This is a genomic window from Mesorhizobium sp. BH1-1-5 (assembly GCF_020165615.1).
Taxonomy (GTDB): domain Bacteria; phylum Pseudomonadota; class Alphaproteobacteria; order Rhizobiales; family Rhizobiaceae; genus Mesorhizobium.
Genome location: NZ_JAIUIM010000049.1, coordinates 14,321 through 31,221, shown reverse-complemented (window position 1 = coordinate 31,221; position 16,901 = coordinate 14,321). Strand labels below are relative to the sequence as shown.

The following is a 16,901-nucleotide window of genomic DNA, read 5'->3' as shown; positions in this document are numbered from 1 at the left end:
GTTTCGTGGGGGGGGCGCCACGCAGAAAGCATGGTTCAGCAAGTCATGGTCCAGCAAGTCGGGGCAGTTACAACGGAAGATGGCGCGGGGCGCGCGAAAAGCAGGTCGAGCCTGATGCGCTCGCCGCAATTCTCCTCCTTCGTCATCCTCGTCGTGCTTCTGGTGGTGTTCGGTATCGCCGACAGCAATTTCCTGTCGCCGCTCAACATCTCCAACATGATGGCGTTCCTGCCGGAGCTCGGCATCATCGCGCTCGGCATGACGCTCTTGCTTACCGCCGGTGAATTCGATCTTTCCGTTGGCGCGGTGTTCGGTTTGGCGCCGGTGGTGGTGATGCTGCTGGTGCAGAATGCCGGGGTCGATATCGGCGTGGCGCTGCTTGCCGGGCTTTTGCTCTGCATCGCGATCGGCGCGATCAACGGCGTAATCGTCACCAAGATCGGCATCTCGTCCTTCCTGGTGACGCTGTCGATGCTTTTGATCGTGCGCGGTGCCGCGCTCTACATCACGCAGGGCTTTCCGCTGAAATCATGGGACCAGCCCGGCTTCTTCGTCACGCTGCTTGCCGGCAGCTTCAACATCGGCGCGTTCCGCTTCTACACCTCGCTCTGGTGGTTCATAGGCCTGTCGCTGCTTGCGGTCTACATCCTGCGTTATGCCAAGCTCGGCAACTGGATCAGCGCCATCGGCTCCAACCGCAATGCGGCGGTGGCGCGCGGCGTGCCGGCCGACGCGGTCAAGATCTGGCTGTTCATCCTGACTTCGGTGCTGGCCGGGCTCGCCGGCATGATCAGCGCCTTCCGCATCTCGGCGGCCTCGCCTGTGGCGGGCACCGGCTATGAGCTCGAGGTGATCGCCATGGTGGTGGTCGGCGGCACGGCACTGACCGGCGGGCGCGGCACCATCCTCGGCACCATCGTCGGGGCGCTGATGCTGCGGGCGATCCGCAACGGCATCGTGCTGGTCGGTGTACCGGGGCTCGCCTACAACATCTTCGTCGGCGTCATCATCCTCGCCATGCTCATCCTGCACGCTTTGCTGCAGAAAAACGCCGCAAGGAGCTGACGATGATGCAGGAAGTGCTCCGGCTGCAGAATCTGCAAAAATCCTTCGGCAACGTGCGCGCGCTGAAGAACGCCTCGCTGACGCTCAAGGAGGGCGAGGTGGTGGCGCTGCTCGGCGACAACGGCGCCGGCAAGTCGACGCTGATCAAGGCGATCTCGGGCGTCTTCCCGATCGATCGCGGCGACATCTATGTACGCGGCGAGAAAGTCTCGATCCGATCGACGCGCGAGGCCATGGACCTCGGCATCGAGACCATCCATCAGGACACATCGCTGGCGCCCGACCTCAGCATCGCGCGCAACCTGTTCCTCGGCCGCGAGCCGGTCAACCTCAAATGGCTCGGCGTGTTCGCGCCGCTCGACCTCGCCAAATTGCGCGATGCGGCCTCGGCGCTGCTGAAGCGCGTCGGCATCTCTAAGAAGCTCGACGCCGATGCGCTGGTCTCGACGCTTTCCGGCGGCGAGCGGCAGTCGATCGCGATCTCGCGCGCCATGCAGTTCGCCGCCAAGGTGATCATCCTCGACGAGCCGACCAACAATCTCGGCGTCGAGGAAACGCATGGCGTGCTGCGCTTCGTCAAGGAGATGCGCGAGGCCGGGCATTCGGTGCTCTTGATCACCCACAACATCCACCATGTCTTCGAGGTCGCCGACCGCATCATCGTCATGCGCCGCGGCGAGATCGTCGCTGAGCAGACGGTCGCCGACACCGACCTCCTGACCGTGGAGAGCCTGATAACCGGCGCCGATCTGTCGGCCCTGATGAAAAGGGCGCAGTGACGGCATGGTGAAGCTCTACGGACAGACGCTTTCGCGCCGGCAGGTCGCCGAACGCTCCGGCATGCTGTCGCAATTTGCCGGGGTGCGGCTGATGACGCTTGGCGACGGGGTCGAGCGCGGCATCCGCATGCTCGAATTCCGCACCGGCTCGGGCCTGCGCTTCACCGCGCTGGTCGACCGGGCGCTCGACATTGCCGATTGCGAGTACAAGGGCCAGGCGATCGGCTGGCACTCGCCGAGCGGTTTTCGCAACCCCGGCCTGCACGACTATGAAGGCGAGGATGGCTTTGCCTGGGGCCGGTCCTTCTCCGGCCTGCTGGTCACCTGCGGTCTCGATCACATTCTCGGCCGCAGCGAGGTGCCGGCCGAAAACTACAATTATCCCGGACGCAAGACGGTGACGCATTCGCTGCACGGGCGCATCGGCACCATCCCCGCGCGGCTGACCGGCTATGGCGAAAGCTGGGACGGCGACCGATGCGTTTTGTGGGCGGAGGGGATCGTCCAGCAGGCAAGCGTGTTTGGCGAGGACCTGCATCTCATCCGCCGCATCGAGGCCGATGTCGGCGGCAGCGAGATCCGGCTATCGGACCGCGTCGTCAACCACGGTTTCCACCGCACGCCGCATATGTATTTCTACCACGTCAATGTCGGGCATCCGCTGCTCGACGAAGGCTCGCGCTACCTGGCGCCGATCCGCGACGTGGTCTGGGCCGCGCATGAAGGCGAGCGCTACGAGGCGCAGAAGGTCGGCTACCGCACCATGCCTGATCCACAGCTCGGCTTCAGCGAGCAGGTCTGGCAGCATGAGCTTGGCGCCGATCCCAAGGGCGAGGTACCGGTGGCCATCGTCAACGACCGCCTTGGCCTCGGCTTCGAGGTCGTCACCCGCAAGGACCAGTTGCCTTGTTGCTACGAGTGGCAGAATTTCCAGGCCGGGCAGTATGCGCTTGGCATCGAGCCCTCGACGCACCACGTGCTCGGCAATCTTGCCGCGCGCGAGCGCGGCGAGATGATCTGGCTTGAGCACGGCGAGACCCGTGCCTATGACGCGGTGTTCCGCGTCCTCGACGGTAAGGATGCGATCGCCGGCGCCGAAGGCAGGATCAAGGCCATCGCCCGCCAGCCCGAGCAAGATTATCCTCGGGCTTCCGGCAAGTTCCCAAAACTGGCGGGCAGGACATGAGCGCGACGACCGACCACCGCAAACCCTCCGGCCGGCGGACCGGATTTGATTGGAGGCCGATTTGACCATGGCGAAAAAGCGCGACTACAGCCTTGTCGGCGAAAGCACACGTACGGCGATCGAGACTGGGCTTGCCTCGGCCGAGTGGTACCACACCGACGTGGCGCGCAAGACCATGAAGGAATTGATGCAGCGCTCGGACGGGCCGGCGATCCGCGACACCATCATCTGGATCGCCGCGATCCTGGGTTCGGCCGCCGGCATCGTCTGGTTCTGGGGCAGTTGGTGGATCGTGCCGTTCCTGTTCGCCTACGGCGTGCTCTACGGCTCGTCGAGCGACTCGCGCTGGCACGAATGCGGCCATGGCACCGCCTTCCGCACGCGCTGGATGAACGACGTCGTCTACCACATCGCCTCCTTCATGCTGATGCGCAATCCGGTCCAGTGGCGCTGGAGCCATGCGCGCCATCACACCGACACCATCATCGTCGGCCGCGACGCCGAGATCGCGGTGATGCGGCCGCCGGACCTTATCAAGGCGGCCTTGGCCTTCACCGGCATCCTCGACTTCCGCTATTCGCTGCCGACGCTGGTGCGCCAGGCCTTCGGAACATTGTCGGACGACGAGAAGAGCTACATCCCGGAGATGGAGCAGCACAAGGCAGTGACCGCGGCGCGCTGGCATATGGTGGTAAACGTTGCGACGATCGCTATAGCGATCGCACTTAGATCATGGATACCGCTGGTGCTGATCGGCCTGCCGCGCCTCTACGGCACCTGGCACATGGTGACGACCGGGCTGCTGCAGCATATCGGGCTCGCCGACAACGTCACCGACCATCGGCTGAACACGCGCACCGTCTACATGAACCCGATCAGCCGGTTCATCTACTGGAACATGAACTACCATGTGGAGCACCACATGTTCCCAATGGTGCCCTATCACGCGCTGCCGAAGCTGCATGAGCTGATCAAGCACGACCTGCCGGTGCCGAACCCGTCGATGTGGCACGCCTATCGCGAGGTCTGGCCGGTGCTGCTCAGGCAGCTGAAATACGAGGACTTCTATCTCAAGCGCGAATTGCCGCCGACGGCCAAGCCCTATCGCGGCGAATTCCATGATCTCGACATAACGGCCGCGGCCGCCGAATAGGCGTCGCGCGGCGACCCTGAGAAAGATGATGGCCAGGCAAAGATGATGGCCAGAGAAAGATGATGGTTGGAGAAGGACGATGGCGGATTGGGTCGAAGCATGCGCGGTCGATGACGTGGACGAGGAGGATGTGATCCGCTTCGACCATGGCGGCCGCACCTTCGCTATCTACCGCTCGCCGGAGGACGCCTTCTTCGCCACCGACGGCTTCTGCACGCATGAGAAGGCCCATCTCGCCGACGGGCTGGTGATGGACGACATCATCGAATGCCCCAAGCACAATGGCCGCTTCAACTACAAGACCGGCGAGGCCAAGGGCGCGCCGGTCTGCGTCAACCTCAAGACCTATCCGGTCAAGGTCGAGGCCGGTAAGGTGATGATCGATATCGGCTAAGGCCGCGGGCAAATTTAACAGGGACAGATCAATGAGCCGAAAGAGACCGACCGTCGCCGATCTGCGTGCCATGAAGGGCAAGCGGCAGCTGACCATGCTGCGCGTGCTGACGCTGGAGGAAGCCGAGGCCGCCGAGCGGGCAGGGGTGGATATCGTCTCGGTGCCGCCGGAGCTGGTGCTCAATCCGCAATATCGCGACGCGGCGCCCAGCCTCTTCACCATGCCGGGCGACAATTTCTTCGAGATCGGCACGACCGACGATTTCGTGCGCTGGTCGTTCCGGCTCTACAAGGCCGGCGCCGACGCCGTCTATTGCAGCGCCGGCTACGCCACGATCAAGCGCATGGCCGACGATGCGATTCCCGTCATCGGCCACGTAGGCCTCATTCCTTCTCGCGCGACCTGGACTGGCGGTTTCAAGGCGGTCGGCAAGACCGCGGACACCGCCATGCAGGTGTTCGAGGCGGTCAAGCAGTTGGAAGCCGTGGGCGCCATCGGCGCCGAGATCGAGGTGGTGCCGGTGGAAGTGGCGAAGGCGATCTCCGAGCGCACGCCGCTGATCATGCTGTCGATGGGCGCGGGAACGGGCTGCGATGCCCAATACCTGTTCGCCGAGGATATTCTCGGCACCAATCGCGGTCACATGCCGCGCCATTCGAAAGTCTATCGCAACTTCGCCGCCGAATATGACCGGCTGCAACAGGAGCGCATCGCGGCGTTTTCCGAATATGTCGCCGACGTCAACAGCGGCGCCTATCCGGAAGACAGGCATATCGTGCACATGGATCCGGACGAGCTCACCCTCTTCATGAAGAAGGTCGACGCAAAGGCCTGATCCAACGTGAGCTTCAGCCTGCAGCCGGCGGGCCTTGCCAGATTCCGCTGGCCAGCGCCGCATGGAGCGCTTCGGCATCAATGCCGAGCGGCCTGTCTTCCTTGAGCGTCGCCACATGCGAGCGCACGGCCGCGTGGATGGCGCCCGTGGCCGGCGCGAGCGTTATGCCCTCGCGCAAATCGACAGCCTGCGCCGCCGCCATCAGCTCGAAGGCGATCAGCCGCCGCCACAGCACGATCATCTCGGCGCATTTGGCGACCGCGAGCGGCGTCTGCGTGGCGTGGTCCTCGACGCCCTCGGACACGGGCAGGAAATCGAGCATCACCGGATTGGCCTTGTGACGGATCGCGGCCAGGATCGCCGTCACCGTCTTTTGCAGCGGGACGAAGCCGGCAGAAGCGCCGCCGATCGGCGACAAATATTTCGGCAGGCCGTGGCGGGTCGAGCCGGTGAGCTGGACGAACCGCGCGGCTGACGCCGCCGCGCATTGCGCGATCGCCAGGCCAAGCGTCTCGAAGGCGAGCGCCAGCGACGCGGTATGGAAGTTGCCGGTCGACATGACCAGTTCATCCTCGGCAAGCACCAGCGGATTGTCGGCGGCGGCGTTGAGCTCGATCTCGACCGCCAGCCTGGCATGGTCGATCGCCTGGATCAGGGCGCCGTGGATCGAGGGCATGCAGCGGATCGACAGCGGGTCCTGGATGGTGGTCGGCGCCGGCGTTTCATCGCGCGCCAACAGGTCGCGCAGCGCCTTCGCCGCAAGCTGCTGGCAGGCGCCCGGGCGTGCCTGATGCTGGCGCGGATCGAGGATGGTGCGGTTGGCGCCGATGCCTTCCATCGTCAGCGCGCCGGCCTGCTGCTGCTGGTCGAGCGCGGACAGCGCATCGGTCAGCGCCAGCGCCCCGGTGCCGGCGGAAACCGCCGAGGCGTTGATCAGCGAGAGACCGTCCTTCGGCGAGAGAGTGACGGGCGCAAGCCGCGCCATCATAAGCGCCTTGGCCGCAGGCATGCGGCGGCCCTGATATTCGGCTTCGCCTTCGCCGATCAGCACGCGGGCGATCGCCGTCATCAGTAGAAGGTCGCCGGCGCCGATCGAACCCAGCGACGGCATCGCCGGATGCACGCCGGCATTGAGCGCTTCGACCAGCGCCGTGAACACGCGCGGCGACAGGCCTGAGCCGCCGGCCGCGAGCATTGCAAGGCGGGCGAACATCGCCGCCCGCACCGCCGGCACGGGCAGGGCATCGCCGACGGCGGCGCTGCGGCCCTCGATCAACTGGCGCTGGAAGGCGCTCGCGTCGCCCTCGACGGCCGTGACGAGATTGGCGCCGAGGCCTCTGTTCAACCCGTAGATCTGCTGGCCGCCGGCCGCGGCGGCGTCGAGGACCTGGCGAGCCTTGTTGAGCTTTTCGAGGACGGCCGACGTGACCTCGACCTTGCAGGCGTTGCGCGCGGCGGCAACGACATCCTCGATGCTGACACCGGCGCCGGTGAGAACGAGCGGGCTCATGCGAAGCGCAGCCTCTGGCCGATGCCGTTTTCGCCGGCCTTGGCGAGCATCGCCTTGCCGAGCGCGATGTCGGAGAGCGAGAGGCCGCGATGCCAGAACAGGATCGTCTCGCCATCGCTTTGCCGGCCGGCTTTGAGACCGGCCGCGATCTGGCCGAGCTCGGCATGCAGCGTCGCCTCGCTCAGCCGTCCCGTCTCGACATGGGCGCGCAGCGAGCCGAACTTGCCACCCTTGCACTGGCCCCAGTCGTCGACGACGATCTTCTGCATGATGTCGGTGAGCGACAGCTCGACGGCGCTCATCGTGCCATAGGGCACGACCAGCGCGCCCCGTTTGATCCATTCGGTCTTGAGCAGCGGCTGCGGTTCCGGCAGCCGCGAGGCTTCGACAACGATGTCGGCGCCTTCCACGCAACTTTTCCAGTCGGCCACGGCCATGACCGGCTTGCCGAGGTCTGCGGCGAGCTTCGCGGCAAAGCTATCGCGGCTTTCGGGCCTGCGCGAATGAACGCGGATCTCGTCGAAATCGAAGAGATGGTCGAGCAGCCGCACATTCCAATAGGCGGTGCCGCGCGCGCCGATATGGCCGAGCACCTTGGACGACTTCTTCGCCAGATGCTTGGCGCCGATGGCGGTGACGGCGCCGGTGCGCATGTCGGTGATGACGGTTGCGTCGAGGATGGCGCGCGGCGTGCCGGTGCGCGGATCGAAGAGGTTGAGGATGCCGAATTCCGACGGCAGGCCGTGCTTGTAGTTGTCGACATAGTCGCCGACGATCTTCACGCCGGCGGCATCGAGTGGCGCCACATAGCCGCGCAGCACGTTGAAGTGGCCGTGGAAAGACGGGTCCGGCTCGAGATGGACGCGCGGCTCGATCACCGTCCGGCCGTTACCCTGCGCGACGAGCCCGGCTTCGACGGCGCCGATGATCTCGGCGTCGGTCATGGCAAGGGCTTCGATGTCGAGAGCATTGAGGTAGTCGATATAAATGGGCTTCATGCATTTTCCTCGGCCACCCCCGGCTCATCCATAACAGGCGAAACGGTGACACGGAAGTTTGTTGGATATGCTCTGGACTGGGCCATGCTTATGCTTTTCAACCAGCGCGTCATGACCAGCATCCCCGACAACGCAGCCGTGTCCCAGCCCGCAAGTTCCGCGCGGCAAGCACGACGCGTGGCATTGATCGTTGCCGTCGCCTTTTTCATGCAATTGCTGGATTCGACGATCATCTCGACTTCGCTGCCGCAGATGGGGCAGTCCTTCAGCGTGCCGGCGGTGGCGATGAGCATCGGCATCACCGCCTATATGCTGACCATGGCGGTGTTCGTGCCGCTGTCTGCCTGGCTTGCCGACCGGTTCGGGGCTCGCAACATCTTCCTCGTCGCGATCGCGCTGTTCACGCTGGCCTCGATCGCCTGCGGCTTCTCGCAGGGCCTGACGCAGTTCGTCGCCGCCCGCATCGTGCAGGGCCTTGGCAGCGCGCTGATGACGCCGGTCGGCCGCATCCTGGTGCTGCGCAACGCCGAAAAGTCGGAGCTGCTCAACGCCACGGCGCTGATCACCTGGCCGGCGCTGTTCGCGCCGGTGGTCGGGCCGGTGCTCGGCGGCTTCATCACCACCTATCTCTCCTGGCACTGGAACTTCTTCATCAACGCTCCGCTGGGGCTGGCCGGACTTGCGCTGGTCGCCCGGTTCGTGCCGGGCGATCGTGAATCCGAAGCGAAGCCATTCGATTGGCCGGGCTTTTTCCTCACCTCGCTCGGCCTTGCGGTGATGCTTTACGGGCTTGAGCGCCTGGCGCATCCGGAGGACGGCTTGCTGCCGACGGCTGGCTCCATCGGCATCGGCATCGTGATCGGCTGGTTCGCCGTTCGCCACCTCTTGTAGGCCCGGCATCCGCTGCTCGACCTTTCGGCCTTCAAGATACTGACCTTCGCGATTTCGACGCTTGCCGCGGGCACCGTCTTCCGTGTCGCGATCAATGCCACGCCCTTCCTGTTGCCGCTGCTGTTCCAAGTCGGCTTCGGGCTGCATCCGGTCGATGCCGGCCTGTTGGTGCTGGCCTATTTCCTTGGCAATCTCGGCATGAAGACCGTGACCACACCAACGCTGAGGCGCTTCGGCTTCCGTACCGTGATGGTGGTGAACGGGGTGATCGCATCGCTGGCGATCATGGCCTGCGGCGCGATCTCGCCGCAGACGCCACTGGCGCTGACCGTCGCGTTGATGCTGGTCGCGGGCTTGTCGCGCTCGATGCAATTCACCGCGCTGAACACGCTCGCCTTCGCCGATATCGGCGCGGCGCAGCTCGGCCGCGACGCTCTCCAGCATGCTGCAGCAGATAGCGATGCTGTTCGGCGTGGCAATCGCGGCGGCGATCCTCAACCTGTCGCAAATCGTCGGGGGCGAAACCGTGCCCGACCTCGTCGACTTCAGAATCACCTTTGTCGCGATCGGTCTGGTCGGTCTCGCCGCGGCAATGCGCTTTCTGGTGCTGCCGGCCAATGCCGGGGCCGAGGTTTCAGGCCATTCGGCGAACAATTGAGGTCGCGCCGGGCGCGTTTTGCGGACTCAAATTGCGCCGGTTCCGCCGCCGTCGAACGGGCTCTTCCGCCGACCGCGCGACCGGTGCAACGGATTGCCAAAAAGCCCAAGAGTTTCCGCCTATTGCGCCAGTTGCGGCAATCGATGCGTCCACCCGGAAAATAGTCGGAGAGGCGGGGTCTTGAACGCGGATTCATTTGACGAGCCGCTGTTGAGCCGATTAGCTTTCGTGCGGGATGGCGGCCGGCAGGGCTTTGCCGTTGGGGCGAAAGACATAAGTGATGAATGCGACCGGCTGGCCGAACTGGAGGCGCCTTAATCAGGAAGGCATCGTCTTTGCCATCGCCATCCTGCTGTTCGCCGCCGCTGCGCTGGGCCTGCCCGGGTTCCTGACCGCCGACAATCTGGTGGCGATCGTCCGCTCGGTCTCGGTGCTTGGCATTCTGGCGCTCGGCATGGCGGTCGTCATCATCGGCCGCGGCATCGACCTGTCGGCGGTGGCGATCATGGCGATGTCGGTCGCCTGGTACCTGCAGCTGCTCAATACTGGAACCTCGGACGGGCTCGCCTTCGTCTATGTGCTGGCGGGCGTTTTAGCCATCGGCCTGCTCAACGGCTTTCTCGTCGCCTATGCCGACGTGCCAGCGATCTTCGTGACTTTGGCCACCGGCTCCTTCGTGTTCGGCTATGTGCGCTCGCAGCTGATCACGCAGGATGCTGTGCCGGTGCCCGGAGGACACTGGGTCGAACTGCTCGGCGGCATCCGGTTCCTGGATATTCCTATCGAGGTGTTCGTCTTCGCCGGGCTGGCCTTCCTGGTCTTCCTGTTCCTGCGCTACACCAAATGGGGCCGGTTCATCTATTTCGCCGGCGACAACCCGGTCGCCGCCCGCAACATCGGCGTTCCGGTGCGGCCCATGCTGGTGCTGCGTTACGTGCTCTCGGCTTTCGTGGCCCTGATCGCCGGCCTGCTGACGGCGGCCAGCCTGCATTCGATCAACACCCGCATCGTCAACTCGACACTGCTTTACGACATCGTGCTGGTGGCGGTGATCGGCGGCATCGGCCTTTCGGGCGGCAGGGGCGGGGTACGTAACGTGCTGGTGGGGGCGGCGCTGATCGGCATCCTGCTCAACGCAATGACCATCATCGACATTCCGCTGCTCTACCAGAACCTGATCAAGGCGGCGATCCTGTTGGGGGCCATCATCTTCGACGGCATCATCAATCCGCGCGACGAGCAGACCGCGCAACAGGGCGATATTTAGAGCAGATGGGCTAGCTCATCTTGCTCAGGGGTACCCGGAGCGATCGCGACGATCGGCCGGCAATGAAAACCGAACCAGAGGGATATGACATGAAACTACTCAGAACATTGATGGCCGCCGCCACGGCGCTCGCCGTTACCGCCTTCGTGGCGCCGAGCCTCGCCGCCGACGATCCGGGTCCCGCCGCCTATGCCAAGTCGCTCAACGGCAAGCGCGTCATGCTGGTGCCGCTGGCGATGGGCTTCGACCTGGCGCAGGGCTGGGCACATTATCTGAAGAAGGAAGTCGAGGCCTGGGGCGGCACGTTCGAGACCCGTGATCCGAACTGGGTCGTCGATGCCGGCGCGCAGGCGATCACCGACGCCATCGCTTCCGACACAAGGCCCGACGTGCTGATCATCCATGCGCCCGACCTCAACTCCTATTCGAAGCTGATGAAGAAGGCGCAGGCCGCCGGCACTTATGTGCTGCTCGTCGACAATCCCGCGAACTTCCCGGCGGATGCCTTCGTCGGCAGCGACTGGGACAAGCTCGGCCAGCTCGAGGCCGAAGCGGCGATCAAGGGCTGCGGCGAGAATTCGTCGAAGAAGATCGGCCTCGTGCAGGGCGACCAGGCGAACTCGTCGAGCCTCTACCAGTATGCCGGCATCATGAAGGTGCTGGAGAAGCACCCCGACTTCCAGGTCGTCGCCAAGCCTGACTCCAATTGGGACGCGACCACCTCGCGCAACGTGACGACGACGATGCTGCAGCAGCACCCGGACATCTGCTCGATCATCGACTTCTGGGATGGCGACGCCACCGGCGCCTCGGCCGCGATCCGCGACGCCAAGCTCGACGGCAAGGTGTTCCTGGTCACCACCGGCGGCGGCGAGAAGGCAGCCGATTGCGACAAGCTCGTGGACGGCACCTATGGCGCCGTGGTGATGACCGATCTTGCCCGCCAGTCGGGCGACATGAACGCCATCATCAAGTTCCTGCTGCAGAGCGGGCAGCCGGCGGGCACCTCGCACACCTATATCTACACGCTGGAGAAGGCGACGACGAAAGCCGACCTCAAGCCCGACAGCTGCTGGGACCTGAAGGCGCTGCAAGCCGAAGCTGCGGCGAAATAAGCCGCGCAGCCAGACGGCATCCACGGGGTGGCCGGACCGTTCCGGCCACCTCTTTTCCCGTTTCATGACAGCAGCAGCCGATGAATTTTCGTGAACGCCTCCAAGCCTGGCGCTACAATCTCGTGCCCGATCATCTGGTCGGCGAGATCCTGACCAAACGCTGGACCGACAACGCCATACCTTTCCTGGCGCTGGTGGCGACACTCGGCGTGTTCGGCTCGATCATTCCGGGTTTCTTCAAGCTCACCTCGCTGCAGGAATCGACGCGCCAGCTCGGCGAGTTCTCGCTGGTGGTCATCGGCATGACCGTGGTGATGCTGGGCGGCGGCATCGATCTTTCGGTCGGCTCGATCTTCGCGCTGTCCTGTTTTTCCGCCGTCTACGTCTTCTTCATCCTCGAACAGTCGATCTGGCTGGCCTTGGCCGCCGCACTTTGCACGGGGCTCATCTTCGGCGCCATCAATGGCTACCTGGTCGGCTATCTGAGGCTGCGCGCCTTCCTCACCACGCTGGTCACCTTCATCTTCGGGCGGGCGCTGTTCGACATCCTCGTCACCACCTATGCCGCCGATGTGCAGCTTTCCCAGGCGAGCTCTGATGTGCTCGACTTCATCGGCGACGGCACCTTCTGGGGCCTGTCTGTCTCGGTCTGGCTGGCCATCATCCTTGCCATCGTCACGCATATCGCGCTGACGCGATCGCGTCCCGGCTGGCATGTGCTGGCGGTGGGCGGCTCCCGGCGCTCGGCGCACAATGCCGGCATCCGCGTGCGCCGCACTGTGTTCATGACCTATGTCTTTTCCGGTTTCTGCGCTTCGATCGGCGGCTTCCTGATCGCCTGCCGGTTGAGCGGGGCGGGGCCAGGCACCGGCCTCAACCTGGAGATCATGGCGCTGACGGCGGCGGTGGTCGGCGGCGTCAGCCTCGGCGGCGGACGCGGCTCGGTGGTCAAGGGCCTGATGGGCGCCATCATCGTCTTGACCATGACCAACGGCCTGATCCGCCTGGGCTACGGCACGGGTACCAACCAGATGGTGCTCGGCATCCTTTTGGCCGTCGCCGTCACCATCGACATCCGCTGGCTGAAAAACCGCCACAAGGTGCTGAACGAGGTCTATGTCGCGCCGGTCTACCTCAAGATGGGCGAGACGCAGTCGGCCGCGCCCGGCTCCGGCACATCCTACGAGCTCGACAACCGACTCTCGGCCGCGGACCATATTGGGCTCGGCGAGCTGGAAGGCCCAGAGGATGTCATCCTCGACCGCGACGACCATCTCTATTGCGGCACGCGGCATGGCGAGATCGTGCGCTTCTTCGCGCCGGACTATGTGAAGTCGGAAGTGTTTGCCCATATCGGCGGCTTTCCGCTGGGGCTCGCCTTCGACAGGCAAGGCAATCTGATCAGCTGCGTCGGCGCCATGGGACTTTATTCGGTCTCGCCGGATCGCAACGTAAAGCGCCTGTCGGCGGAGACGGCGCGCTCCTGGACCTCGATCGTCGACGATGCGCGGCTGCGCGACCCGAACGATTGCGATATCGCACCCGACGGCCGCATCTATTTCACGGACTCGACCAAGCGCTATGACGCCCACGATTGGGCGCTGGACTCGATCGAGAACCGCGCCACGGGTCGTCTTTTGGTCTACGATCCGAAGGACGGGTCGACCAAGACGCTGCTCGACGGCTACCGCTACACCAATGGCGTTTGCATGGCGCATGACGGCAAGTCGCTGTTCTTCGCCGAAAGCTGGGCCTGCCGCGTGCACCGCTACTGGCTGGAAGGGCCGAAGGCGGGAACGGCCGAGTGCGTCATCCGCGACATGCCGGGCTACCCCGACAACATCAACCGGGCTTCCGACGGCAACTACTGGATGGCCTGGCTCGGCATGCGCACGCCGAGCTTCGACCTGTCGCTGCGCCATCCCGACATGCGCAAGCGCATGACGCGGCGCCTGCCGCAGGACGAATGGCTGTTCCCCAACATCAACACCGGCGGCGTGGTGAAGTTCAACGAGAAGGGCGGCATCGTCGAGACGCTCGGCGATCTTTCGGGCAACGCGCATCCGATGGTGACCTCGATGCGCGAGCACAAGGGCTATCTGTTCGTCGGCGGCATCCTCAACAACCGCATCGGGCGCTACAAGATCGCCGGCGCGGACCCGAACTGGACGAGCCCCGCCTCCTATTGGGGAGGCAAGCCATGATCCTCGATCCGATCCTGGATGTCTTTCGCGGCAAGGCGGTCACCATACCGCCGCTCGATGGCGCGTTCCGTCCGAACACGCGGCTGGACGACCTGCCGGCCTTCGCCGAGCTGACCGAGCCGGACAATCTGCTTGCGGCCGACGGCCGGCTGCTTGTCTCCGGCGGCAACGCCGTCCTTGCGATCACGGCCGGTTCCGAGCCGGCCGTGGTCGAGACTTTTCAATCCGCGGTCACCGCGCTGGCGCTGTCGCCATCGGGCGAACTGACGGTCGGGCTGGAAAGCGGCAGACTGCTGATCGCCAGCAAAGAGGTTTCTTTGCCCGCCGAAGTCCGCTGCATCACGGCTCTTGCCTATGCCGATGACGGCACGTTGTGGCTGGCCAATGGCTCCAGCGAGCATGCGCCGTCGCAATGGGCGTCCGACCTGATGAAGAAGGGCGCGTCCGGTGCGCTGTGGCGGTGCGGGCCAGGAGGCATCGGTTTCCAGAGGATCGCCGGCGACATCGCCTTTCCCTATGGGCTTCACCCGGTCGGCGCCGATGTGCTGGTGAGCGAAAGCTGGCGCCACCAACTCGTGCGCTTCGACGGCTCCAACGGAACCCGCTCGACCGTGCTGGCGCATCTGCCGGGCTATCCTTCGCGGCTGTCGCCGGCCGGCGACGGCGGAGCGTGGCTGGCCTTGTTCGCGCCGCGCAACCGGCTGATCGAATTCGTGCTGCAGGAAACGCATTATCGCCAGGACATGATCGACCAGGTGCCGCCGGCCTACTGGATCGCGCCGGCGCTGGCCTCCAACCGCAGCTTCCTCGAGCCGCTGCAATGCGGCGGCATCCGCACCATGGGCATCCATAAGCCGTGGTCGCCCAGCCGCTCCTATGGGCTCGTCGTGAGGCTCGATCGGGCCCTGCAGCCGCAATTCAGCCTGCACAGCCGCGCCAACGGCACGCGCCACGGAATCTGCAGCGTGGCGGAACAGGACGGCCGCCTGTTCATCGCCTCGAAAGGCGGCGATTGCGTGCTGGCACTTGACCTTGCTTCGGGAGGTTTCTGATGGAACCGATCGTGCGCCTGGAAGACGTGACGAAAACCTATCGCGGCGTGCCGGCGGTGAAGAATGTCAGCTTCGACCTGAGGAAGGGCGAGATCCATGCGCTGCTCGGCGAGAACGGAGCCGGCAAGTCGACGCTGACCAAGATCATCGCCGGCGTCGTCGATGCCACTTCGGGCAAGATGTTCCACAAGGGCGTCGAGACGGCATATGCCTCGCCGCATGCAGCACTTGAAGCCGGCATCGCCATGGTGTTCCAGGAAACAAGTCTGGTGCCGTCGATGACGGTGGCGCAGAACCTTTATCTCGGCACGGAGAAATTCCTCAACCGGCTGCGCGGCACCTACATTTCAGCGCAGCAATTCCTGCAGTCGCTGAACTTTCCGGTCGATCCGAACGCGATGGTGGCGACGCTTGGCGCCGCCAAGCGGCAGATGGTCGAGATAGCGCGCGCCGTTCACCACAACGCCGAGATCATCATCTTCGACGAGCCCACCGCGACGCTGACGCCGGAGGAGAAGCGCCATTTCTTCGCGCTGATCCGGCGGCTGAAGGGGCACGGCGTGTCGATCGTCTTCATCAGCCATGCGTTGGAAGAGGCGCTGATGATCGCCGACCGCATCACCATCCTGCGCGACGGCGAACTGGTGATCACCGACGAGACATCGGCCTTCGACCGCGACAGGATCGTCGCCGCCATGGTCGGCCGCTCGCTGTCAGGGCAGATCTATCGCCAGCGCGACGAGACGAAATTGCGCAAGGCCGGCAAGAAAGTGCTCTCGGTGCAGGACATCTCGATGAGCAACATCGTGCGCAACAATTCCTTCTCGATCTTCGAAGGCCAGATCACCGGCGTGTTCGGCCTGATCGGGTCGGGCCGCACCGAAACTTTCAAGATCGTCTCAGGCATCTACAAGCGCGACTTCTTGCGCGGCGGCGCGATTGAATTGGACGACAAGCCGGTGCGTTATCTGGTGCCGAGCGAGGCGGTGGCCGACGGCATCGTCTATGTCACCGAGGACCGCAAGAGCGAGGGCATCTTCGAGACGATGGGCATCGCCGAGAACCTGTTCGGCGGACTGCTGGCCGCGGGCCGGGAAAAGGCCTGGGTGATCAACCAGCAGGAAATGCGGCAGCTTTCGGCCGAATGGACGAAGACGCTCAACATCAAGGCGATCAACGACAATGCGCGCGTGGTCGAGCTCTCCGGCGGCAACCAGCAGAAGGTGGTGATCGGCAAGGGGCTGGTGCAGCAGCCGCGCATCGTCATCTTCGACGAGCCGACGCGCGGCGTCGATGTCGGCGCTATCGCCGAAATCCACCAGATCATCAACCGGCTGGCCGACGAGGGCCTCGCCGTGGTCGTCATCTCGTCCTACCTGCCCGAGATCATGAACCTGTCGGATCGGATTCTGGTCTGCCGCCAGGGCCGCATCGTCGAGGAGTTCTCGCCGGCGGAGGCGACGGAGGAGAAGATCATGTACGCGGCCGTGCACTAGGGTGTTGGTTGGTGGGTACTTTGACAATTGGCCGAATCGTCCGTCCCTTCGTCGTCCACGGGCGGAGCAAGGAGCGAAGCGACGCGCGCAGACTCGAGGATCCATGCCGTGACTTTTGGGCGCCGCTACGGTCCGGAATTCTGCTCCGCTGCGCCCTTCGCGCGAGGTCACGGAATGGATTCTCGGGTCTGCGCGCGTCGCTTCGCTCCTTGCTCCGTCCATACATGACGATGTTGCTTCGGCCAACCTCTGCGGCAGTGTGTTGTTTCGAGCTAAAACTGAATCGGACAAACCGTTT

The 16,901-nt window shown here is 64.4% G+C and carries 14 protein-coding genes and 1 pseudogene; 12 read left to right on the top strand and 3 right to left on the bottom strand.

Features of this window, described 5'->3' with window-relative positions:
* Positions 1 to 114: 114 nt before the first annotated feature.
* The 6 genes from LB572_RS33835 to LB572_RS33810 all read left to right on the top strand — a co-directional run bounded on the left by LB572_RS33835 (position 115) and on the right by LB572_RS33810 (position 5,412).
* Positions 115 to 1,065 carry an ABC transporter permease gene (locus LB572_RS33835; protein ID WP_140802495.1) on the top strand — a complete coding sequence of 317 codons (951 nt, stop codon included), beginning with the start codon at positions 115 to 117 and terminating at the stop codon, positions 1,063 to 1,065.
* 2 nt (positions 1,066 to 1,067) lie between these two features.
* Positions 1,068 to 1,844, top strand: a complete 777-nt coding sequence (locus LB572_RS33830) for an ATP-binding cassette domain-containing protein (RefSeq protein WP_140802494.1) — start codon at positions 1,068 to 1,070, stop codon at positions 1,842 to 1,844.
* 4 nt (positions 1,845 to 1,848) lie between these two features.
* The gene (locus tag LB572_RS33825; protein WP_140802493.1) at positions 1,849 to 3,030 is read left to right on the top strand and encodes an aldose 1-epimerase family protein; all 1,182 of its coding nucleotides are present in this window, start codon (positions 1,849 to 1,851) and stop codon (positions 3,028 to 3,030) included.
* 67 nt (positions 3,031 to 3,097) lie between these two features.
* Positions 3,098 to 4,183 carry a fatty acid desaturase family protein gene (locus tag LB572_RS33820; RefSeq protein WP_224670847.1) on the top strand — a complete coding sequence of 362 codons (1,086 nt, stop codon included), beginning with the start codon at positions 3,098 to 3,100 and terminating at the stop codon, positions 4,181 to 4,183.
* A gap of 79 nt (positions 4,184 to 4,262) precedes the next feature.
* On the top strand, positions 4,263 to 4,577 hold the full coding sequence (locus tag LB572_RS33815) for a MocE family 2Fe-2S type ferredoxin (protein WP_140802492.1): 315 nt from the start codon (positions 4,263 to 4,265) through the stop codon (positions 4,575 to 4,577).
* Between the two features lie 31 nt (positions 4,578 to 4,608).
* Entirely contained in the window at positions 4,609 to 5,412 is an 804-nt protein-coding gene (locus LB572_RS33810) for a 3-methyl-2-oxobutanoate hydroxymethyltransferase (protein ID WP_224670846.1), read from the top strand.
* Positions 5,413 to 5,425: 13 nt separating this feature from the next.
* Here LB572_RS33810 and LB572_RS33805 read toward each other — a convergent pair whose 3' ends face one another.
* Genes LB572_RS33805 through LB572_RS33795 form a run of 3 tightly spaced genes read right to left on the bottom strand, consistent with a single transcriptional unit; the run spans position 5,426 to position 8,213 of the window.
* Complete coding sequence (locus LB572_RS33805; RefSeq protein ID WP_224670845.1) at positions 5,426 to 6,922, bottom strand: HAL/PAL/TAL family ammonia-lyase; 1,497 nt, start codon at positions 6,920 to 6,922, stop codon at positions 5,426 to 5,428.
* The gene (locus LB572_RS33800; RefSeq protein ID WP_224670844.1) at positions 6,919 to 7,920 is read right to left on the bottom strand and encodes an ornithine cyclodeaminase family protein; all 1,002 of its coding nucleotides are present in this window, start codon (positions 7,918 to 7,920) and stop codon (positions 6,919 to 6,921) included. Before LB572_RS33800 ends, LB572_RS33805 begins: the two co-directional genes overlap by 4 nt.
* Positions 7,917 to 8,213 (bottom strand): hypothetical protein, encoded by a 297-nt coding sequence (locus LB572_RS33795; protein ID WP_224670848.1) that lies wholly within the window; start codon positions 8,211 to 8,213, stop codon positions 7,917 to 7,919. Before LB572_RS33795 ends, LB572_RS33800 begins: the two co-directional genes overlap by 4 nt.
* Between LB572_RS33795 and LB572_RS33790 the strand changes: the two are divergent.
* From LB572_RS33790 to LB572_RS33765, 6 genes and pseudogenes are all read left to right on the top strand, one after another.
* Positions 8,173 to 9,469: pseudogene (locus tag LB572_RS33790) on the top strand (MFS transporter). The gene LB572_RS33795 and the pseudogene LB572_RS33790 sit on opposite strands and share 41 nt — an antisense overlap.
* Positions 9,470 to 9,749: 280 nt before the next feature.
* Positions 9,750 to 10,736 (top strand): ABC transporter permease, encoded by a 987-nt coding sequence (locus tag LB572_RS33785; RefSeq protein WP_224670843.1) that lies wholly within the window; start codon positions 9,750 to 9,752, stop codon positions 10,734 to 10,736.
* 89 nt (positions 10,737 to 10,825) lie between these two features.
* Positions 10,826 to 11,851: a sugar ABC transporter substrate-binding protein gene (locus LB572_RS33780; protein WP_224670842.1), complete on the top strand. Its 1,026-nt coding sequence runs from the start codon at positions 10,826 to 10,828 to the stop codon at positions 11,849 to 11,851.
* Between the two features lie 80 nt (positions 11,852 to 11,931).
* Complete coding sequence (locus tag LB572_RS33775; protein ID WP_224670841.1) at positions 11,932 to 14,055, top strand: ABC transporter permease; 2,124 nt, start codon at positions 11,932 to 11,934, stop codon at positions 14,053 to 14,055.
* Positions 14,052 to 15,107 (top strand): hypothetical protein, encoded by a 1,056-nt coding sequence (locus LB572_RS33770; protein ID WP_224670840.1) that lies wholly within the window; start codon positions 14,052 to 14,054, stop codon positions 15,105 to 15,107. Before LB572_RS33775 ends, LB572_RS33770 begins: the two co-directional genes overlap by 4 nt.
* Entirely contained in the window at positions 15,107 to 16,603 is a 1,497-nt protein-coding gene (locus LB572_RS33765; protein ID WP_224670839.1) for a sugar ABC transporter ATP-binding protein, read from the top strand. The genes LB572_RS33770 and LB572_RS33765 overlap by 1 nt, the downstream gene beginning before the upstream one ends.
* Positions 16,604 to 16,901 lie beyond the last annotated feature (298 nt).